Origin of the sequence: Longimicrobium sp. (assembly GCA_036389135.1) — a bacterium.
GTDB lineage: Bacteria > Gemmatimonadota > Gemmatimonadetes > Longimicrobiales > Longimicrobiaceae > Longimicrobium.
Genome location: DASVQP010000095.1, coordinates 1 through 19,530 on the forward strand (window position 1 = coordinate 1; position 19,530 = coordinate 19,530).

Genomic DNA, 19,530 nt, shown 5'->3' on the forward strand with positions numbered 1-19,530 from the left:
GCTCCGCCAGCAGCCCGCCGGCCACCGCCTCCTCCTGATCCTCTCCGACGGCAAGCCCAACGACGAGGACGCCTACGACGGCCGCTACGGCGTGGAGGACTCGCGCCAGGCGATCGCCGAGGCGCGCGGCAGCGGCATCCATCCCTTCTGCCTCACCGTGGACCTCAAGGGCGGCGACTACCTCCCGCGCATCTTCGGCCCCACCGGCCACGTCATCCTCCACCGCGTGGACCTGCTCCCCGGCGCGCTGCTCGGCGTGATCCGCGAGATCTTTAGGCGGTGACGCGTCCGGGTGCGCGCATGGTCGCGCAGCGGGGCAGCATTCAGCCGGGGCCGCGGGCAGCAGAATGAAGGTTGACCCTCATACCGATAGACAGGGACGAACGCCGCCGATAGGTTGCCTGTGTGAGCAGGCCGACCTCCCGGGCAATCGGTCCGCAGGCTGGGCCAGCCACTACACGGAGGCACCGCCATGGGCATCTTCGGCAACATCCTATCCTCGCTCGGCCTGGGCTCCCGTCCCGCTGCTCCCGCTGCTCCCGCCAGCACCCCTTCGCCGGCTGGGGATTCCGTTACCGGGACCCCGGGTGCCGGAGCGATCCCCGCCCCCGCGCCGGTTGCGGTCGTGGACGTGGTAGCCGATCTGGAGAAGCGTGCGGCGGCATACCCTGGGAAGCTCAACTGGCGGTATTCCATCGTCGACCTGCTCACCCTCCTCGGCATCGACAGCAGCTACGCGGCGCGCAAGGAGCTGGCGACCGAACTGCACTGCCCGCCCGAGTTGATGGACGACTCCGCCAAGATGAACACGTGGCTGCACAAGACCGTGCTGACCCGCATCGCCGCCAACGGCGGCAACATTCCGGGCGATCTGCTCGACTGAAGGCCCACCCGCAGCGGAAGGACGGCCGTATGCAGATCACGGACATTCTGAATCAGGCGGGTGGCATCGGCGCCATCGCCCAGCAGCTCGGCATCCCCGAGACACAGGCGTCGGCGGGTGCGGCGGCGCTCCTTCCCGCGATCCTCGGTGGCTTCAAGAAGCAGGCACAGTCGTCGCCAGGCGGCCCGGAGGGACTCGGCGGACTGCTCGGTCAACTGGGAGGCCCCAGTCTGGCGGATCAGGTCGTCAGCCCTGGCCCCACTGACGCTGCCCCCGGAGATGCCGTGCTGGGCCAGATCTTCGGCTCGAAGGAGGTGAGCCGCACCGTGGCCCAGTCTGCCTCCACGCAGACCGGGCTGGATCCCGCGTTGCTGAAGCGGATGCTGCCGCTTCTCGCCATGCTGGTAGCCGGGTACATGGCGCGCCAGGGCGGCGGCGCGGGAGCCGTATCGGCGGGTGGAGGTGCACTGGGTGGGCTGCTCGGCGGGTTGCTGGGAGGACAGGGATCGCCTGCGTCGGGCGCGCAGGGGGGCGGCGGCCTTGGGGCCATGCTTGACCTGAACGGGAACGGCAACCCGCTGGACGACATCCTCGACATGGCGGCGCGGGCGCGAGGTCGGTAGTACACGGGCTCGGAGGATGGACAGCGGCCCCCGGCTCACATGAACCGGGGGCCGCTTCGTTTTTGGGCGGGGGGCTGGCTGAGCTCGTGAAGTCCAAGGCCATCACCGTCCGGGGCGGCCACGGCTCGCCCTCGGCCGGCCGGCGCGTGGGCGACGTGCCCTACATCAAGGTGTCCGACCTGCGGGCGGGATTCGTCAACATCAATCCGGCCAACCGAGTCCCGCACGCCATCTCGGCGAGCAGGATGCGCGCGGAGGCCGAGCGGCCGAAGCTGTAGAGGGGGTCCCGCAGTTCCCCATCCCCTATCCCCCATCCCCGCAGTTCCTCATCCCTCATCCCTCATCCCTCATCCCTCATCCTGCCGTTCCCCTTGCGCCGACAGGGGTAGCCCCGCATTTTACCCCTAGACCTGAAAAGGGAGAGACGATGAGCACGACCGACCTGGTCCACGGACCGCTGCACCTTATGATCCTGAAGACGCTGTCGTGGGGGCCGATGCACGGCTACGCAGTGGCGCGCTGGATCCGCGACACCACGGACGACGTGCTGCAGATCGAGGAGGGATCGCTGTACCCCGCGCTGCACCGCATGGAGCAGCGCGGGTGGGTGGAGGCGGAGTGGGGGACCAGCGAAAACAACCGGCGGGCCAAGTTCTACCGCCTCACCGCGGAGGGACGGGCCCACCTCAAGGCCGAGTCGCCCAACTGGCTGCGGTTTGCGCAGGCGGTGGGGAAGGTGCTGCTCGTCACGGACCAGCCCGCGCTGAGGCCCGCATGACCCCGCCGCTGTGGCGGCGCTACCTGCGCATCGCCGGCCCGGACGTGGCCGCGGATGTGGAGGCGGAGCTCAACTTCCACCTGGAGATGCTCGTGGACGAGAACGTGGCGCGGGGGATGACCCCGGAAGAGGCGCGGCGCGCGGCGCTGGCGCGCTTCGGCGAGCGCGGCGGGGTGGAGCGGGAGTGCCGGGAGCTGGGCGAGCGGCAGGAGCGCTCCCGCCGACGCACCGAGTGGGTGGACGCCCTGTGGAGCGACCTGCGCTTCGCCGTGCGCCAGCTGCGGGTGAACCGGGGGTTCACGGCGGTGGCGGTGCTCACGCTGGCGCTGGGGATCGGAGGGACCACGGCCATCTTCAGCGCGGTGCACTCGGTGCTCCTGCGCCCCCTCCCCTACGCGGACGCGGACCGGATAGTGGTGCTGCAGGAGACATCGCGCGGGGAGCCGGGACCGGTCTCCGCCGGGCACTTCTCGGACTGGCGCCAGCGCACCACCTCGTACGAGGCGATCGCTGCCTTCGACGCGTTCAGCTTCAACCTGGCCCCCCCAGGGGCGGAGCCGGAGCGGGTGTACGGTGGGCGGGTGACGCCCGCCTACTTCCAGGTGGTGGCCATGCGGCCGGCGCTGGGGCGCTACTTCCTCCCCGGCGAGGACGAGCCCGGCCGCGACCGGGTGGCGGTGCTCAGCCACCCCCTGTGGACCCGCATGGGCGCGGACGCGGGGATCGTGGGGAAGCCGGTGCGGCTCAACGGCGAGGTGTACACGGTGGTCGGGGTGGCCCCGGCCGCGTACACCCTTTCCGCGCAGGAGGAGGCGTTGTGGGTGCCGCTGGTGTTCACCCCGGAGCAGCGCGGCAACTACGGCGCCCACGGGCTGCTGGTGCTGGGGAAGCTGAAGCCGGGGGTCACCCGCGACCGAGCGGAGGAGGAGCTGCTGCGCGTCACCCGTGGCATCAACGGCGAGCACCCGGAGGAGACGCCGCTGCGCGAGCGCTCGGCCCGGCTCCAGGGCTTCCACGACATGGTCCTGGGGGGCGCCCGGGCCCCGTTCCTGGTGCTCCTGGTCAGCGTGGGCTTCATCCTCCTCCTGGCGGTGGTGAACGTGGCCAACCTCCTCCTGGCGCGCGCACAGGTGCGTGCCAAGGAGATCTCCATCCGCGCGGCGCTGGGGGCGGGGCAGCGGCGCATCGTGCGCCAGCTCCTCACGGAGAGCGTGGTGCTGTCGCTGGCCGGCGGGGTGGCCGGGCTGGTGGTGGCGTGGCTGGGGATCCGGCTCCTGGTGCGGATGGCGTCGGAGGGCGTTCCCCGGCTGGGTGACGCGGCGCTGAGCGTGCCGGTGCTGGCCTTCGCCTTCGTGGTGGCCGTGGGGAGCGGGGTGCTCTTCGGCCTGGCGCCGGCGCTGCGGGTTACGCGCACGGACCTGCAGGGCACGCTGCGCGAGGGGGGGCGCACCGGCTCCATGGGGACGCCGCGCGACCGGCTGCGCAGGGGGCTGGTGGTGGGGGAGCTGGCGCTGGCGCTGGTCCTCCTGGTGGGGGCCGGGCTCACGATCCGCTCGTCCCTCCTCCTCAACCAGGTGCACCCCGGCTTCGATCCCGCGGGCGTCCTCTCCGCCACCCTTTCCCTGCCCGAGGCGGGGTACCCCGACGCGGCGCGGGTCGCGGCCGCGCAGGCGCGGCTGGTGGAGGAGCTGCGCGCCGTCCCCGGCGTGCAGAGCGCCGGGGCGGTCAACTCGCTCCCCCTGGCCAGCGGCGGCGCAAACGTGGGGCTGCAGGTGGAGGGGCGCACCTGGCGCCCCGGGGAGATGCCGCAGGTGGACTTCCGCGTGGTGACCCCGGGCTATCTGGAGACCATGCGCATCCCGCTGCGCGCCGGGCGGCTGGTGGGCGAGGGGGACCACGCCACCGCGCCCAAGGTGGTGGTGATCAGCGAGGAGCTGGCCCGCCGGCTGTGGCCCGGGGAGAACGCGGTGGGGAAGCGCGTGGGCTGCTGCACCGGCGACCCGCCGGAGTGGCGCGAGGTGGTGGGGGTAGTGGGCGCCGTGCGCCACCATGGCCTGGGGGAGGCGGTGCAGCCGGAGATGTACGTCCCCTTCCGGCAGAGCCCGTGGCCGGAGCGGACGGTGTCGCTGGTGTCGCGCGGCGCGAACCCGGCCGCCCTGGCCCCCGCGCTGCGCCGCGCCGTGCGCGCGGTGGACCCCACCCTGGCGCTCTCCGGCGTGCAGACGATGGACGACGTGGTGGCGGACACCCTGGCCGGCCCGCGCTTCAGCGCCCTGCTGCTGACCGGGCTGGCGCTGGTGGGGCTGATGCTCGCGGTGATGGGGATCTACGGGATGATCTCGTACTTCGTGAGCCAGCGCACCCACGAGATCGGGGTGCGGCTGGCGCTGGGCGCCACCGCGCGCGACGTGGTGCGATTGGTGGTGCGCGAGGGGGTGGTGATGGGCGCCACCGGGCTGGCGGTGGGCGCGGTGGCCGCCCTCGCCGTCGCGCGCCTCCTGCGTACCCTCCTCTTCGGCGTCACCACCGCGGACCCGGTGGTGCTGGCCGCGAGCTGCGCCGTGCTCTTCGGCGCCGCGCTCCTGGCCAGCTACCTCCCGGCGCGTCGCGCCGCGCGCGTGGACCCGCAGGTGTCGCTGCGGTAGGAGGAAGTGTGAAGGTCCAGAAGTGCGACGTCTCCACCACGAAGTTCAGACGTGGCTACCGCCTACTTCGACCGCGCCATCCGTGGCCCCCCAGGAGATGTCGCTCGCCATCGGCTAATGCGATGCAGGGCCTTCTCTTCTGTTAGTCTGGACGGCCGTAGTGCGCTACCGGGCTGCGCCTGCGACGGCCGCTACGGCGTGGAGGACTCGCGCCAGGCCATCGCCGAAGCGCGCGGCGGCGGCATCCACCCCTTGTGCCTCACCGTGGACCTCAAGGGCGGCGACTACCTCCCGCGCATCTTCGGCCCCACCGGCCACGTCATCCTGCACCGCGTGGACCTGCTCCGCGGGGCGTCGCTCGGGGTGATCCGCGAGATTCTTCGGCGGTGAGGCGAGCGGGGCGGGAGGCGTCAGCCGGGGTGCTCTACTGCAGTTACAATATCCTTCAGCAATCGCTGAATAGCGTTCCGTGTTTTTCCGGTGAACTCCATCCCGTCCGCATGAAGCTCGGAGAATCGTCGGGCTAGAAGCACCTTGTCGATCTTCTGGCGTTCAATCGCGGTCGACGGGCGTTCCTCTGGCAGCAGCGTGAAGTTCGGATCGAGTGCAAGTAGCACCTTGCGGAAGTCCTCGGCGGAGAAAACGTCCTCGATAGCAACGGCATCCTTGGGTTGAACGATGCGCTCGGGAGGGATAAGGAGGTCGCGATGAAGTCTATCCTTTGCCCGCGTGCCTGCGGTGTCGCGATCGACCAGAACCGCGAACTGCAATCCCCAGCCGAGTAGCAATGAAGCTAAAGTATGGATGGTTCCTGCTCCGAAACAAGGGAAAATGTTGATCTGCTCTGCGATATCCGGGTTGAACTCCGTGGCCCACCGGGTCAGATACAGATAATCCGTAATACCCTCGACAAGTAGGTTCTTTGGACGAACGAATGACAACGCTCCTTGGATGTCTATACCAATTGAGGTCAGCACGGGTGAGAGCGTATCTGCAAACTCGTCGCCGCGCAACGCTGGATGGGTGAGGCGATCGAGCACTAAGGTTCCCTTACTCGGGTCTTTCACGACAAGACGAACACGGTAGAGGCTAGCTGCCGGGAGCAGGTATGGACTATGGGTAGTATAGATGATCCGCTGGCCACCTGCCGCAAGTCGGTCTTCAAAAAGATGAAGGATGTCGCGCTGCGCTCGCGCGTGGAGATAGCTGCCGGGTTCATCCACGAGCAGAATACGGGTGGAGTTCGGAACCTTCTTATGCGCGGCGGCGAGACGCAGGTAAAATGATAGAAACCAAAGGAAGCCCTTACTTCTCTGGTCTGGGTACTGATCAACGCGATCACGCACGAAGAAAGCGAGATTCAATGTGCCTTCCTCATCCCGGAACGATCTGGCATGTAACTCGACGGCATTTGTACCGCCCGTGCGCTGCTTCCAGTACGTGAGGAAGTCACCCGTGATAACGGCGTTCCTGCGGCTGAGATAATTGCCGAGTTGTTTGGGATCCGTGGAGAGTTGAATGAGGCGATTCGGATCAATCTCCGCGAGTTCAAGAAAATCGATTACGATCTGCGGAACCCCTTTTCGAGCGACCAAAGTGCTCACCACCGTTGCGCGAGGCAAAGCATCCGAGAACGAGTCGAAGTACACGAAGATGGGCCAGGAGGTGTACAGTTCATCGGCATGTGCTTCTGCAGATGCGGGTTTGAGTTGTTGCTCCTCGGCGCTTGCCCCTTCTTCGAGAGGGGTATCGTCATTGCTTTCAGATTCGCCTTCTGGGGAAGTAGCATCTTCATCGAATCCCTCCCACATAGCTATTATTTCTGGGTCGAAGCGGAAATGATTAGTGGTCAGGTCACGGGTAATCCAAATGGTCGTCGCGGTTTCGATGAATCCTGCAAATTGCGGGGGCGCCAACATGCCTGACTGAAGATACAATTTTGCGAGTTCGTCGGGTTCTACGCTGAACTGAATCGCCACCTGAGGTTCTGCTTCGTCGTCACCCTCGGGGAGAAACTCCGGAGTCATCGGCGGTTCCGTCGGCATAATGTCGAAGTCACGGAGTGCCGAGAGCACAGCAGTCTTTCCTGACTCGTTCTGCCCCGCAAGTACCGTGATCCCGTCCCCCGACAAGGGGCAGATCCCTGAATCCCTGATCGAACGAAAGTCCTTGATGCGGAATGCGATCGGTTGCATGAGTAACTTGGGTGCGGGAAGCAGGCGGTGCGATGAGACGAGGAGGCAATCATAGTCTACTCCATCAAGATAGCGGCAAGCGGCCAATTCGGCGTCAACAACTTGAAGACGCAGGAACTCACGCGTTATGCGTTGCGAGGGTTGGGCGGGGGGACCACGGGTCAACAATCGGATCAGCGTGAAGGATGGTCAAGGGACCGCAGAATGCGCGGGACTGGCGGCAGAGACAGTGGTCACACGCTGCCTTACGGGTCCACCACGTGGATCTTCTACCCGGCGCCTCGCTGGGCGTGATTCGCGCGATCTTTTGGCGCTGAACGGCTCAGGCGGGGACTGCGTGCGCGGGGGTGGCCAGGGCGGCGTAGAAGCTCCAGGCCTCGCCCATGGGGGCGCGGACCACGTCCAGGGGGATCGGGTGCCAGCGCGCCTCGCCCGGGCGCTTGCGGCTGGTGTTGCCGCCGTGCACCAGGGCGGCGTAGAGGCCGGGGTCGGGGATGGCGGCCACGGCGCCCGCGGGGAGCGCCCAAACCCAGCGGGTGTCCTCGCCCTCATTGATCTGGGGAAACGGGCGCCGCTCCCACGCGGCGCGCCGGAACATCAGCGTGCCGCCCGCCAGCCAGGGCCGCGCGCGCTCGGGCCAGCGGTACTCCCACGCGCGCCCGGCGACGGGGTCGAAGAACCGCAGCTGCGACAGCCCGCACGCGCCCGCCGCCGGCCTCGCGGCGAGGGCGCGCAGCTGCGTGGATAGGCGGTGCGGGGGCATCCAGTCATCGTCGTCCCAGTGCGCCAGCAGCTCGCCGCGGGCCAGCGAGCACGCCAGGTTGCGCTTGGCGCCCAGTGTGGCCTGCCGCTCCACGCGGTGGTAGCGGATGCGCGGATCGGACGGGATGAGGTCGTCCACCGCGTCGGCGCCGTCGTCCACCACCACCAGCTCGCGGCGGGGGTGGTCCTGCCCCAGGAACTGGTCGATGGCGTGCGGCACGAACCGCCGCCGGTCGCGGGTGGGCATCAGGCACGAGACCAGCGGGACGGAATCGTCGTCCTCCCCCGCCGCACGTGCCGGGAGCGTGCCCGAGCGGGTGAGGGAGACGAGCGCGATCCTTCGTCCATAACCGGGCGCATCCTCCGCCGGCACCGCGGCCTCTCGCTCCGGATCGTGCCGGGCTCCCGGAGCCGCATCCATCAGAACCTGGATCGATGCCGGGTCCGGCGTGAGTCCTTCGTCCAGCGTTCCCATCACCGTGCGGACCTCGCGCTCCACGTGTGCGACGTCGAGCGAGCGCAGGCAGTCCACGCGGGCTCGGCAGGCCCGGAGGCGCGCGCCGTTCCAGCATGGCTCACAGGGCAGGCCCGCGCGCAGAACGGCGACGTTGGGTGGAAAGGGGCCCAGCACGCGCTCGGAGGTGGGGCCGAAGAGGAGGAGGGTGGGCACGCCGGTGGCCCCGGCCAGGTGCCCCAGGCCGCTGTCGTTCGCCACCACCGCCCCTGCCGCCGCGAGCACCGAGGCCGTCTCGCGCAGCGTCAGCCGCCCGGCCAGCGAGCGCACGTGCGCGGGAAAGCCGAACGCGGCGCCGCCGAACGCGCGCAGGTCGTCGGCCGTGCCCACCACGACGACGTCAGGGAAACGCTGGGCCAGGGCGGGGAAGTGCGGCCAGCGCTTGGCCGCCATCTCGCCCGTCTTGCACCCCGGCGCCACGACGAGCGTCGCCTGCGTCACGCCGTGCGCGTCCGACGGGGACACGGGAAGGGTGTACGCCGGCCGCTCGCCGCGCGGCCATCCCAGCGCCTCGGCGAAACCCAGGTACCACCCCTGCTCGTCGCGCGCGAAGAGGGCGTTGGGTGGGCGGGGGACGCAGTCGCGGCGGCCGTCGTACGGGCGGGCGTGCCGGGCCCAGTAGAAGGGCGGGACGGCGGGGATCACGTGCCGGTACCGCTCTCCGGCAGGAACGCGGCCGGCGTGCACGCGGCGCACCACGCTCCACCCGCCGAAGAGCTCCGCGGCCTGCGGGTAGTCGGCGTGCAGCAGGAGGTCCACCGGGTACCCCATGCGGTACAACGCCACCAGCAGCGGCGTGGCCAGCACCAGGTTGCCGACCCCGGCGGCCAGGTGCACCAGCACCGCATCTCCATCCGGAGGAGCCGGCGGCCGCGTATCCATCCTCACCCCTTGCGCCACACCCACAGGTTCTGGCCGTGGTCCACCTGGTAGCGGCCGCGGCCCAGCATGCGGTCCAGCGCGCGGCCCACCGACGGGTAGGTGTCGATGTCGTGGCCCGCCACCACGCCGCCGGGCTTGAGCCGGGGGAGCCACCAGAGGAGGTCGTTCACCAGCGCCTCCTCGGCGTGGTCGCCGTCCAGAAAGAGCAGGTCCACGCTGGCGTCGCAGAACTCGCGCGCCGCCTGCAGCGAGTCCATGGGCAACACCGTGACGGCCGCGGCGGCGCCCGAGCGCTCCAGGTTGTCCTCGAAAGCCGCCCGCAGCGATCCCCCGTGCGCCTCCACCACGTGGAGCACCGCGGCGTCGGAGGGGGAGCCGGTGAAGGTGTCGACGGCGAAGAGGCGCAGGTCCTTGCGCGCCGCCTTCATGGTCTGCGCCAGGTAGATGATGGAGCGCCCCAGCAGCGTTCCCACCTCCACCACCACGCTGCCGTGGGACAGGGCGCGGACCTGCTGCTCGTAGAAGCAGGGCCAGTCGAACCACCCGGGCACCTCGTCCCAGCGCAGTTCGGGCGGGGCGCCGTCGCCGGCGCGCCACCAGGGGTCGAAGTCGGCGGCGGTGTGGTGCCCGGCGCCGTGGGTGGAGCCGGACTCCACGTGCTCCACCAGGCTGGGCGTGTGCACCACCAGCGCGTTCGGGTCCATGCGCGCCGCCAGCCGCGACATCTTGATGTCCTGCAGCCCGGGGACGTCCGTCCAGTGCCGCAGGCAGTAGTCGGCGAGGTCGGGGGTGATGAGGAACGCCTGGCTGCCGTACACAGAGTCCCCGTCTGCGACGAACCCGTCCCGTACCGGCGGTGCGTCGCCACGGGGGGCCAGGGTGGGGTTGTAGAGGATGCCCAGCAGGGGAGCACGCCCGTCGCGCACCGGCCCCCACCGCTCCAGGTTGGCGCGCAGGTGGCGGCTCACCGCCACGTCGTCCTCCAGCACCAGCGCGTGCCCGGGCCGGTCGGCGGCGATGCGCTCCAGCACGCGCCGGTAGTTCTCCGTCTGGTTGGCCTTGGGGTCGCCCCCCACCGCCTCGTCCACGCACACCGTGGGAGGGCCGCCCCAGTCGGAGCGCAGGATGGAGTCGAGCGTGGCCCGGGTGACCCCCGCGGCCACCCGCGCGCCGCAGGTAAGGAGGTAGCAACGCAGGTCAGGCATGGAGAGCGTGCCTCGAAGGTCCGGCCCGGCGGCGCCGGGCGCTGAAGGTCCCGGAGAGATCACCTGATTTCTCCTGGCCCCGTTCCGGGCGCGTAGACGAACAGCTTCCACCCCATGCGCCGGGCGAGGGCGTGGCGGCGAAAGAGGGTCTCCACGTTCCGGTGCAGGGGGTCCTGCTCCCATCCGGCGGCCAGGAAGCGCTGGTGCCACCACTCGCGCGTGCGCAGGGTGACGTGGCTGGGGTCGTTGCCGCGCGGCGGGGGCGCGGCCTGCTGCGCCTCGTCGTCGAAGCTGGGGATGAGCGCCACCAGCGCCGTCCCTGTCCACCGCCGCGCGCGGGGGAGGAAGGCATCGATCTGCGCCTCGGTGAGCGTCTGCAGCAGCTCGGCGGCTACCAGCACGTCGAAGCGGCGGTCGTACCGGGCCTCGTCCACCGAGGCGCGGGCGAGATACGGGCGCGCGGCGGGCTCGGCGTGGTCGATGGCCCAGGCGCTCCCGTCGAAGCCCCACGCGTCTCGCCCGCGCTCGCGAAGCGCCCGCACCAGCAGCCCCTTGGCGCACCCCGCGTCCAGGAACGAGGCGGCGTCCGGAAGCAGCTCCCCGAGCATGGCCGCCGTCTCGCCGAACAGGCCGCCGAAGTGCTTCCAGCTGTAGCCGGTCGACCAGTTGCTCTTGCGCCCCGTCTCGAAGTAGTCCTCGTCGTACCACTCCACCGGGATGGCGCCCTCGAACGGCGCATGCGCCGGCTTCGCCTCGGCCGGCGGCGCGCTCGCCGCGGCGCGGCGCCAGCGGGGTGCGTCGGCACGGCGCAGCACGTCGGCCAGGCGGTCGCGCGCGGCGGTGCCCACGGCTTCGAGCGAGAAGTCGGCGCGGATGCGCTCCGCTGCGGCCGCGGAGCGCACCCGGGCGCCCGCGGGGTCGGCGTGGACGGCGCGCATCAGCTGGGCGGCGTGGGCCACGTCGGGCAGGGCCCAGCGCATCCGCGGATGGTAGTACTGGTACGGCTGGCGCACCGGGTGCAGGGTGCAGCGCACCAGCGCGTGCGCAGCCGGGTCCAGGTAGTCCATCGGCCCGGACCAGGCGGTGGCCACCACCGGCGTGCCGCGGCAGGCGGCCTCGAAGAGCGGGTATCCCCACCCCTCGCCGCGGTGCAGGCTCACGTAGCAGTCGCCGCGGCGGTGCAGCGCCTCCACCCCCGCGTCGCTCCAGCTTTCCGCCCGCAGCGCCACGCGCGCGCCGGAGGGGTGCCGCGCGCGCGCCGCCTCCACCTCGTTGCGCGCGGCGGCGGCCGAGGCGGCGTCGGTCTTGAGCAGCAGCACCGTGCGGTCGGCCGCGGAAAAGGCCGAGAGGTAGGCGTCCAGCGTCTCCCGCGGCCCCTTGCGCTCCTGCCAGGCGAAGACGGCGTAGAAGACGAATTCGTCGTCCTCCACCTCCAGGAAGGCGGCCGGGTCGGGCGTATCCCCGTTGGCGTGCGGCGGAAAGACGGGGTGGGGAAGGCGAAAGACGGGGCGCTCCAGCCCCTTTCCGAACACCTCCACGTTGTGCGTGCAGGGGAGCCACACCTCCTGCACGTGGTTGAGCGCGCTGCGCCACTGGCCGGGCATGGCGTCCGTTTCCCACACCGTCATCCCCACGCAGTTGCGAAGGGGAAAGGCCAGCCGCGCCCACTGCGTAGGGATGCCGTGGAAGAGGTGCACGTCCGGGCTGGCGGGGCGCCCCATGAGCGAGGCGACCAGCTCGTCCGGCGGCGGGTGCCGGTGGCGCGACAGGTCCACCACGCTCAGCTCAACCCCCGCGCGGTGCAGCGCGTGCACGTAGCCGCGGGCCGTGTGCCCGTAGCCCGAGGTGTCGGACACGTACCCGTAGTAGGCGACGGAAAGGGATTCCATGGATGCGCGATCGCGTTCGTTCTCGGTTTCGGTGCGGGCGGTCAGGCGGGGATGGCCGCGGCGCCTTCGTGCCACGCGCTCTCCCCCGCCGCGAATAGCCCCGGGACGCGGCCGCGCAGGTGGGAGAGCACCTCTTCGGCGGTGAGGGTGCGCAGGCACTCCAGGCGGCGGGGGCAGGTGCGGCGGCCCCATGGCTGGCGGCGGCACGCGCCCTCGCACGGCAGCCCCTTGGTGACCGGCAGCATGTTGGGCGCGGACAGCGCCTCCCGCGCCGGGCTGGTGATGCCGAACACCCCCAGCACGGGGATCCCCAGCGCCACCCCCAGGTGCATGAGCCCCGAGTCGTTCGACACCAGCGCCGCGCACTGGCTCAGCAGCGCCGCCGTGTCGGGAAGGGAGAGCGCGCCGGTGAAGTCGCGCGCGTGCCCCGGCCAGGCGAACGGACGGGCGAAGTAGGTGCCGTCCACCCGCCGGTCCTCCTCGGCGCCCACCACCACGACCGCGGGAAGGAGCGCCGCCAGGTCGGCGAAGCCGTGCCACTTCTTCCACGGCCAGTTGGCCTTGCACCCCGGGTGCAGCGCCACCGTCCCCGGCGCTACGTCGAAGCGCCGCCCCGAGTGCACCGCCAGCGGGCCGGGAATCGCCTCCGTCCACCCCAGCTCGCGGGCCAGGCGCTCCACGCACACCGCGTCTCCATCCGCCACCCAGCGCCGGTCGAATGCCAGCGTGCGGTCCGCCTTCACCAGCGGCGGGAGCTGCTGGCGGCTCCAGTAGGTGAAGGTGGCCACGTCGTAGCGCGTCTTCGCCAGCCCGTCCGTCCGCGACGCCGTGTCGCGGGACCAGCGCGAGGGGACGTGGAAGAGGCGGCGCACTCCGGGGGCGCCCTCCAGCAGCGCCACGGTGCCGGCGTAGTCGGGGGCCACCAGCAGGTCCACCTCGTAGCCCAGCGTCCCCAGCACGCGCACCAGCGGCGTGGCGCGCAGCACGTCGCCCAGCCCGCCGGCGGCGGTGACCAGCGCCTGCGGGGGCATCAGGATGCGCCCGGGTGTGGGGGATTCGCGCCCGCCGGACCCGCGTCGTGCGGCTTCTCGGCGCCGGCCGATGGCTTCGGGCTGGGCTGTGACGGCCGTGCGCCGTGCTCGCGCGCGGCGCGCTGGAGCGCCTGGCCCAGCTCCTTGAGCCCGGCGCGGGCGCGCTCCGCCGCTTCGCGCACCTCGTCCGGCATCTCCGCGACGCCCTGCTCCCACGTCCCGCGGTTCTCCTCGCGCATGGCGGCGGTGCGCTCGCGCAGGCGCTCCACGAAGCCGACCGCCTTGCCGCGCACCTCGCCCAGCACGCCGCCCAGCTGCTCCTTTGCCCACGCCTGCGCCTCCTCCGCCGTCACCTCGTAGGCGAGCACCGCCGCCTCATCCACCGCGCGCTCGCGGCCGAGGGAGGTGCGCAAGACGAACGCTCCCGGCGGCAACTCGGCGTCATCGGGGATGATGAAGCGGCGCGCGCGGGCCGCGTCGGACCAGAGGGTGCGTGGCGGGTTCACCGGTCAATGTCCGTGGATCTGCGCCAGGAGCGAGAGATGTTCGCGCAGCTTCATCCGTTGTACGGTCTCCGGCGTACCTGGCCCGCCCAGGGCAAGCGCCGGTACGAAGCCATAGCATTCGTCGGGAGCGGGCCGGCCGAGCTTGCCTGTCACCGCCCGGTGCAGCTTGCGGAACACCATGTCGTCCATGACGGACGTGATGGTCATCAACCGGTTGAGAAACAGCTCGATGTCGGGAGTCACGCTGTCCAGGGCGCCGCGGTGCACACTCAGCACGGACACGCCGTCGCTGGAATAGAGGAAGATGTCGCCGAATCCATTCCTCGCGAAGGAGGTGTAGCGGGCCGCGCCCCACTCCTCCAGAACGTCCACGAAGGCATCGGGATCCACGAACCAGAACATGCCCTCGAGGTATCCGCAGATCCCCTGATCACTCCAGAACTCCAGCAAGGGATCGGGAAGCTTGCCTTTGTGGGCTTCAAGCCGGTCCGGGTCCACCTGCTGGCAGTCGTGGCCGGTTCCGTACGCTTCGAGGAACTTGGAAAACTGATGCATCTCTACCTCTTGGATTCAGGGATCGGAGTTCAGTCGCGGGAGCCCGCGAGCCGCACGTCGAGGTTCATGTCGGCCCAGGTGAGCTCTGCCTTCTCCGTGTCCGACAACGGCGCCGCGGCATCGTCGAGGATGGTGACCTTGGTGCGCCACTGGCTTCCGATGGAGGAGTTGATGCTCAGGTCGCCGACGCCGCCGGCCGGATAGACGTTGCCGCCCGCGACCTGGTCCGGATTATGGAGAACGGCCGTGTTCGCGAGCTTGGCATCGACCAGCGCTGCGGCGGCGTCTCCACCCATGCCGGGATTGTTCGCCAGCACCCCGGCGATCATCCGCGTACGTATGATGCCGCGCTCCAGTTGCTGCAGGCTCGCGGACGCCGGGTCACGCCCCCGGCTTTTGAAGTTCTCGCGATTCGTGCTCCAGGCGCTGACCTGCATGGCCCGAAGTGCGTCGTTCTGCCCCCGCACCTGGCGCTCGTACTCAACCGCATTGTGGTGCGTGCGGCGCAAGAAGTCGACCTGTACCGGCCCCCTGGCGACTGCGGGAACGGGCACGCTCCCCGTTTCCGTCGTGTCGTTCGGCGCGATGACAATTGTGAAATCCAGGTCCTGATCGCCTGCGTCGGGAGCGGCCTCGCCGAACTGCACGCGCAGCCCAATCCCCTCCTCCAGGAGCGACGAATACCGCGTTTCGAGTTGGCTGGCCTGGGCCTGCTTGGCCTCGCGCAGAGACGCGTAATCCCGGGCGTTCGGCGCTGGACGCTCCATCTCGGTTTTGGCCCGCCGCGCTAGCGATGCGTGGTCGCCCGCGGGTTCCTCCTCCGCGTTGTCCTCCTCTCCCCCGAACCCCATCGCCCGGAGAAGGCCGCGCGCGCGCTCGGCCAGGAAGCCGATGATGCGCTCGACGATGGCGAGCACCTGCGTCTGGAAGCCCTTGATGACGTCGGCGATGGCCTCCGGCAGGCCGCCGAGGCCCAGGTAGCCGGCCAGGAAGTCGATGACCGGCGGGATCAGCCGCGCCAGCGCCCCCTCCACCGCGTTCGCCATCCCGCTGATGTTGCCGGCGATGAGGTCGGTGACGCCGTTGACCACCGTCTCCACGAGGGTGAAGATCCGCGAGGCGTTCTCAAAGATCCACTTGAGCACCCGGAAGATGGCCTCGATGGCCTGCAGGATGGCCCCCGCCGGGTTGAACAGCAGCAGGATGCGCGGCGTGACCGCCTGGATGAGGGCCTGGACCAGGTACTCCACGGCCGCGTCTAGCACCATCTGCAGCAGGTTGGCCGGGTCCAGCTGCTCCTTGATCAGCTCGAACAGCCCCTCGGGCCCCATCTCGATGAGGCTGGAGACCAGCTCCCACGCCTTTTCGATGAGCGCGACGTTCTCGGCGCCGATGTGGCGGGCCAGGATCTCCTTGATGTTGGGCCAGGTGAGCCCCATCAGCTGCAGGAAGAAGGTGATGATGCTCTTGAGCGAGGTGTCGGCGGGGAGCTGCACCCCCACCGAGCCCAGGCCGGAGAAGAGCCAGTCCATCAGCCCCTGCAGCAGGTGCGTGCCGATGTTGTCGAAGAACTGCGAGAAGCCCTGCCCGACCGCGCTCATCAGGTTGTTGACGAAGTTCATCGGGTCGTCGGCGATCGAGTCGATCGCCGCGCCGATCCTGTCCACAACCGCCCAGAACGCCCCGGGCGAGATGCCCAGCACGCTGAGCAGCCCGTCGATGATGAAGCGGGCCGGGTCCTCGAGGAACGCGTTGACCGCGTCGGCGATGCGGCCGACGAGCCCCTTGGCCGCCTCGCGCAGATCGTGGATCTTGGCGCGGACGTCCTGCACCGCCTGTCCGGCGCGGCGGGTGAGGTCGCGGGTGAAGTCGGAGCGGGTCTGCTGCGCACGCTCCTGCAGCCCGTTCAGCCGCTCGCCGAACTGCGCCTGCTGCTCGGCGGCCCACCCCTGCAGCTCGGCGGGGAGCGACTCGAAGACGGCGGCGATCTGCGTGCGCGAGTCGTCGACGATCGCCTCGCACGCGGCGATGACGCCGTTGACGTCGCGGGAGATCTCGCGGATCAGGTCGCAGACGCCGTCGCCGAAGTTCTTCTCGGCGTCGTCGTACTCCTCGGTGACCCAGTCCGGCAGCCCGGTGAAGTAGTCGACGACGGCCAGCGCGGTGCTCTCGTGGCGCTCGTCCACCCACTTCTTCACGCGCGCCAGGTGCTGGTCGAACTCGGTGGAGAGCACCTGCACTCCGGCTTCCCACCGGGCCATGGCGGTGGCCGGCAGCGGGTCCAGCAGGGTGCTCACCCGCGTCTGCGCGTCGTCGAAGATGCGCTGCGCCTGGGCGGCGGCCTGGGTGCGCATCTGCTCCTCGGAGCCCACCATCTCGCCCTGCTGGGCGGCGCCGGCGGTGGTGGTGCTCTCGCGGCTTCCCTGCAGCGCCTGCAGCGCGCTGGCCTGCAGCGCGGCCATGTCGGCCTGGGCGCCGGCGAGCGTGGCCTGCTGCTCGGCCAGCACCTCCTGCGGGTCGCGCGCGGCCGTCTCGGCCAGCTCGCCCTGCGCCGCGCGCGCCTCGGCGATGGGGCCGCTCTCCACCAGCTGCGCGGGCTCGGTGTCCATCCCGGCTTCGGTCATCTGCTGCCCGGAGGCGGCCACGTCGGCGTCCAGCGACACCGCCTCGGGCGGCACGCCGTCCGGGGCGGCGGCGTCGGCGGCCAGGTCGGGGGGCGCTTCGCCGGCGGGCGGGGCGTCCAGCGGCACGGGCTCCTGCGCGGGCGCGCCCTCGGGCTGCTCCTGGAGCTGGTCGTACTGGCCCTGCACGTTCTGGGTGTCGGCCTCCACGGAGGCGTTCATCTCGCCGCCGGCCTGCTGCGCCATCTCCTGGGGGTCGGCCTCGACCAGCGAGTCCTCGTCGGGCGGGCGCTTGTCGCGGATGACCTGGTAGATGCGGTCGCAGAGTTCCTCGATCTCCGGACTGGGCGCGGGGCGCTCCCCCAGGGCGGCGACCAGCTGGTCTCCGGCGCGGGCCTGCGTCTCTTCGGCGGGCTCCTCCACGGCGGCCCGGGCGTCGCCCACCTCCTCTTCGGCGGGGGGCAGGTCGGTGGTGACCTCCACCGCTGCGCCGGCCCGCTGGTCCACCGTTTCCAGGCGCGCCTGCTCCTCGGGCGAGAGCTCGGATGGCGGCTCCGGCATCAGGAGCTCCGGACCGCCACCGCCGCCGGGTCCACCCCCCGCGGCCTCGGCTCCGGCCGGCGCACCGCCAGCCGCGGCCGGTGCGGCACCCGCCGGGGCGGACGCCGGGGCAGCACCCGCCGCAGCCGGAGCCGCGGGTGCGGGCGCGGCCGGCGCGGGCGCGGGCGAGGCAGGGGCGGCCGGTGCGGCGGGGGGCGAGGATGGCGCGGACTTCGGGGCGGCGGCGGGTGCGGCGCCGGAAGCGGGCGGGGAGGCGGGCGCGCCGGCGGCGGGCTCCTTCTTCGGCTTGTCCGCCGGCTTGCGGCGTACGGCGCCGTCCTGCTGCAGCACGTGCGTGACCTCGTGCGCCATCAGACGCACGTCGCCCGCGCTCTCGCCGCGGCCCAGCCAGATGTGGCGGCCGTGGGTGAAGGCGCGGGCGTTCAGCCCGGCGGCGGCCTGGTTGGCGCCGGGGCCGTCGTGCACGCGCACGGCGCCCAGGTCCACGCCCATCCGCGTCTCCAGCGTCCCGCGCGTGGGGGCGGGGAGCGCGGAGCCGGTGCCGGGGGCGGAGATGGCGGTCGCGGCGGTGCTCTGCATCGCGGGCGTGGCGGCCGCGCCCCCGGGCGCCAGCCGCTGCACGGAGGCGGGCTCCTCGTCCTCCTCCTTGAGCTGGACCGGCGCGGCGTCTTCGTCTTCCTCTTTGAGCTGGATCGGCGTGGTGTCTTTATCCTCCTCCTTGAGCTGGATGGCGCCCTCGTCGTCGTCTGGGTCGGCGGGGGCGGCCTGGACGGCGTTGGGCGGAGGCGCGGTCGGATGCTCCTCCACCTCCATCATCTGGTGGACGGGCAGATCCTCTTTCTCCTTCATCTGCGGAGGACCGGAGGGGCCGGCCGCGCCCAGCAGCGACACGGCGGCGCCGGGCGCCGACAGCCCGCCGGCCACGCGGTCCGCCACGGCGTCGGCCTCGAGCTCGTACGCGTCTCCCGGCTGGCCGATCACCGGCTTGCGCTGCACGCCGCCCAGCAGGAGCGCGGGGGGGCCGGGGGCCGCCGCCCAGCCGGAGGCGGCCGGGGATGCGGGGCCGGGCACAGCGGCGGGCGCGCGCGCTGGCGCGGCGGGGGCGTGTGCCCCTGCCGCCCGCGCGTGCGGACGCCGGACGCGCAGCGCCTCGCTCACCGGGCTGCGCCAGAGCGCGGCGAGGACGCGGCGCTCACGCCAGGGCTCCCTCGGAATCGTACATCGGGCTCCTCACCGGATACGTGCTGCTCGCGCCAAAAGGCGGCGCATCGCGGACCGGAACAACTCGTTTGCATCTCCGCCGCGGACGCGGCACCCCCCTCGTGGCCCTACGTTCCTGGCAGGTACGCCTCCGCGTACGCGGCCAGGTAGTCGCCCAGCAGCCCTGGAAGGTCACCCCTCGCGCGCGTCATGCGGGCGTAGTGCGTGCCCGAATGCAGCGGGTCCGGGTCGATCTGGGCGCCGATGTGCGCGGCGAGCGCCGTTCGGCCGAAGATCGCCGCGGGACGCGCGGCCGAGGTCAGCCAGTCGCCGTAGTCGCGCACCTCGACCGCCGCGGCCAGCTCCAGCGCCTCCGCCTTCTCCAGCACCAGGGTGCGGCTCAGTTCCAGCGCCACCACCCAGCGGAGCCGGGCCGGGCTCGACTCTTCCAGGCGGTCCAGCACGTCGGGGCGGCAGACCACGAGCGTGCCGCCGCCCGGCACGGGCACGGCGCCCTCTGCCACTGCGGCGGGGACGCCCAGCCGGCGGCCCAACGCCTCCGCAAGCGCGTCGTGGCGACGGGCGCTCCGCAGCGGGACGGCCACGGCGCCGTGGTCCGAAACCTCGGTGACCCGAGCGTCGCCGGGAACGATAACAATGGATTCGATTCTGGACACGGT

Annotated in this window: 16 protein-coding genes; 7 read left to right on the forward strand and 9 right to left on the reverse strand. The window is 71.2% G+C overall.

Annotated features, from left to right (window positions below; all coding sequences use genetic code 11):
- The 7 genes from VF584_20505 to VF584_20535 form a co-directional block, all read left to right on the forward strand.
- On the forward strand, positions 1-283 hold a 283-nt coding region (locus VF584_20505; GenBank protein ID HEX8212571.1), incomplete at its 5' end, for a hypothetical protein.
- Between the two features lie 189 nt (positions 284-472).
- Positions 473-883 (forward strand): DUF3597 domain-containing protein, encoded by a 411-nt coding sequence (locus VF584_20510; GenBank protein HEX8212572.1) that lies wholly within the window; start codon positions 473-475, stop codon positions 881-883.
- A gap of 29 nt (positions 884-912) precedes the next feature.
- Complete coding sequence (locus tag VF584_20515) at positions 913-1,506, forward strand: DUF937 domain-containing protein (protein HEX8212573.1); 594 nt, start codon at positions 913-915, stop codon at positions 1,504-1,506.
- A gap of 86 nt (positions 1,507-1,592) precedes the next feature.
- Entirely contained in the window at positions 1,593-1,784 is a 192-nt protein-coding gene (locus VF584_20520; protein ID HEX8212574.1) for a hypothetical protein, read from the forward strand.
- A 149-nt stretch (positions 1,785-1,933) separates the two neighbouring features.
- Positions 1,934-2,284, forward strand: coding sequence for a PadR family transcriptional regulator (locus tag VF584_20525; protein ID HEX8212575.1), 351 nt, complete (start codon positions 1,934-1,936; stop codon positions 2,282-2,284).
- Positions 2,281-4,929 (forward strand): ABC transporter permease, encoded by a 2,649-nt coding sequence (locus VF584_20530; protein HEX8212576.1) that lies wholly within the window; start codon positions 2,281-2,283, stop codon positions 4,927-4,929. The genes VF584_20525 and VF584_20530 overlap by 4 nt, the downstream gene beginning before the upstream one ends.
- A 198-nt stretch (positions 4,930-5,127) precedes the next feature.
- Complete coding sequence (locus VF584_20535) at positions 5,128-5,319, forward strand: hypothetical protein (protein HEX8212577.1); 192 nt, start codon at positions 5,128-5,130, stop codon at positions 5,317-5,319.
- Between the two features lie 20 nt (positions 5,320-5,339).
- Here the strand turns inward: VF584_20535 and VF584_20540 are convergent, their stop codons facing one another.
- The 9 genes from VF584_20540 to VF584_20580 form a co-directional block, all read right to left on the reverse strand.
- The gene (locus VF584_20540) at positions 5,340-7,124 is read right to left on the reverse strand and encodes an AAA family ATPase (GenBank protein ID HEX8212578.1); all 1,785 of its coding nucleotides are present in this window, start codon (positions 7,122-7,124) and stop codon (positions 5,340-5,342) included.
- A 322-nt stretch (positions 7,125-7,446) separates the two neighbouring features.
- On the reverse strand, positions 7,447-9,282 hold the full coding sequence (locus VF584_20545; GenBank protein ID HEX8212579.1) for a glycosyltransferase family 9 protein: 1,836 nt from the start codon (positions 9,280-9,282) through the stop codon (positions 7,447-7,449).
- Between the two features lie 2 nt (positions 9,283-9,284).
- On the reverse strand, positions 9,285-10,487 hold the full coding sequence (locus tag VF584_20550; protein ID HEX8212580.1) for a class I SAM-dependent methyltransferase: 1,203 nt from the start codon (positions 10,485-10,487) through the stop codon (positions 9,285-9,287).
- A gap of 59 nt (positions 10,488-10,546) precedes the next feature.
- Positions 10,547-12,376, reverse strand: a complete 1,830-nt coding sequence (locus tag VF584_20555) for a methyltransferase domain-containing protein (protein HEX8212581.1) — start codon at positions 12,374-12,376, stop codon at positions 10,547-10,549.
- Between the two features lie 41 nt (positions 12,377-12,417).
- Entirely contained in the window at positions 12,418-13,407 is a 990-nt protein-coding gene (locus VF584_20560) for a glycosyltransferase family 9 protein (GenBank protein ID HEX8212582.1), read from the reverse strand.
- Positions 13,407-13,913, reverse strand: a complete 507-nt coding sequence (locus tag VF584_20565; protein ID HEX8212583.1) for a hypothetical protein — start codon at positions 13,911-13,913, stop codon at positions 13,407-13,409. The genes VF584_20560 and VF584_20565 overlap by 1 nt, the downstream gene beginning before the upstream one ends.
- A gap of 3 nt (positions 13,914-13,916) precedes the next feature.
- On the reverse strand, positions 13,917-14,468 hold the full coding sequence (locus VF584_20570) for a GAD-like domain-containing protein (GenBank protein HEX8212584.1): 552 nt from the start codon (positions 14,466-14,468) through the stop codon (positions 13,917-13,919).
- Positions 14,469-14,497: 29 nt separating this feature from the next.
- Positions 14,498-18,808, reverse strand: a complete 4,311-nt coding sequence (locus VF584_20575) for a polymorphic toxin type 15 domain-containing protein (protein ID HEX8212585.1) — start codon at positions 18,806-18,808, stop codon at positions 14,498-14,500.
- Positions 18,809-18,978: 170 nt separating this feature from the next.
- Positions 18,979-19,527, reverse strand: a complete 549-nt coding sequence (locus VF584_20580; GenBank protein ID HEX8212586.1) for a hypothetical protein — start codon at positions 19,525-19,527, stop codon at positions 18,979-18,981.
- Between the last annotated feature and the right edge of the window lie 3 nt (positions 19,528-19,530).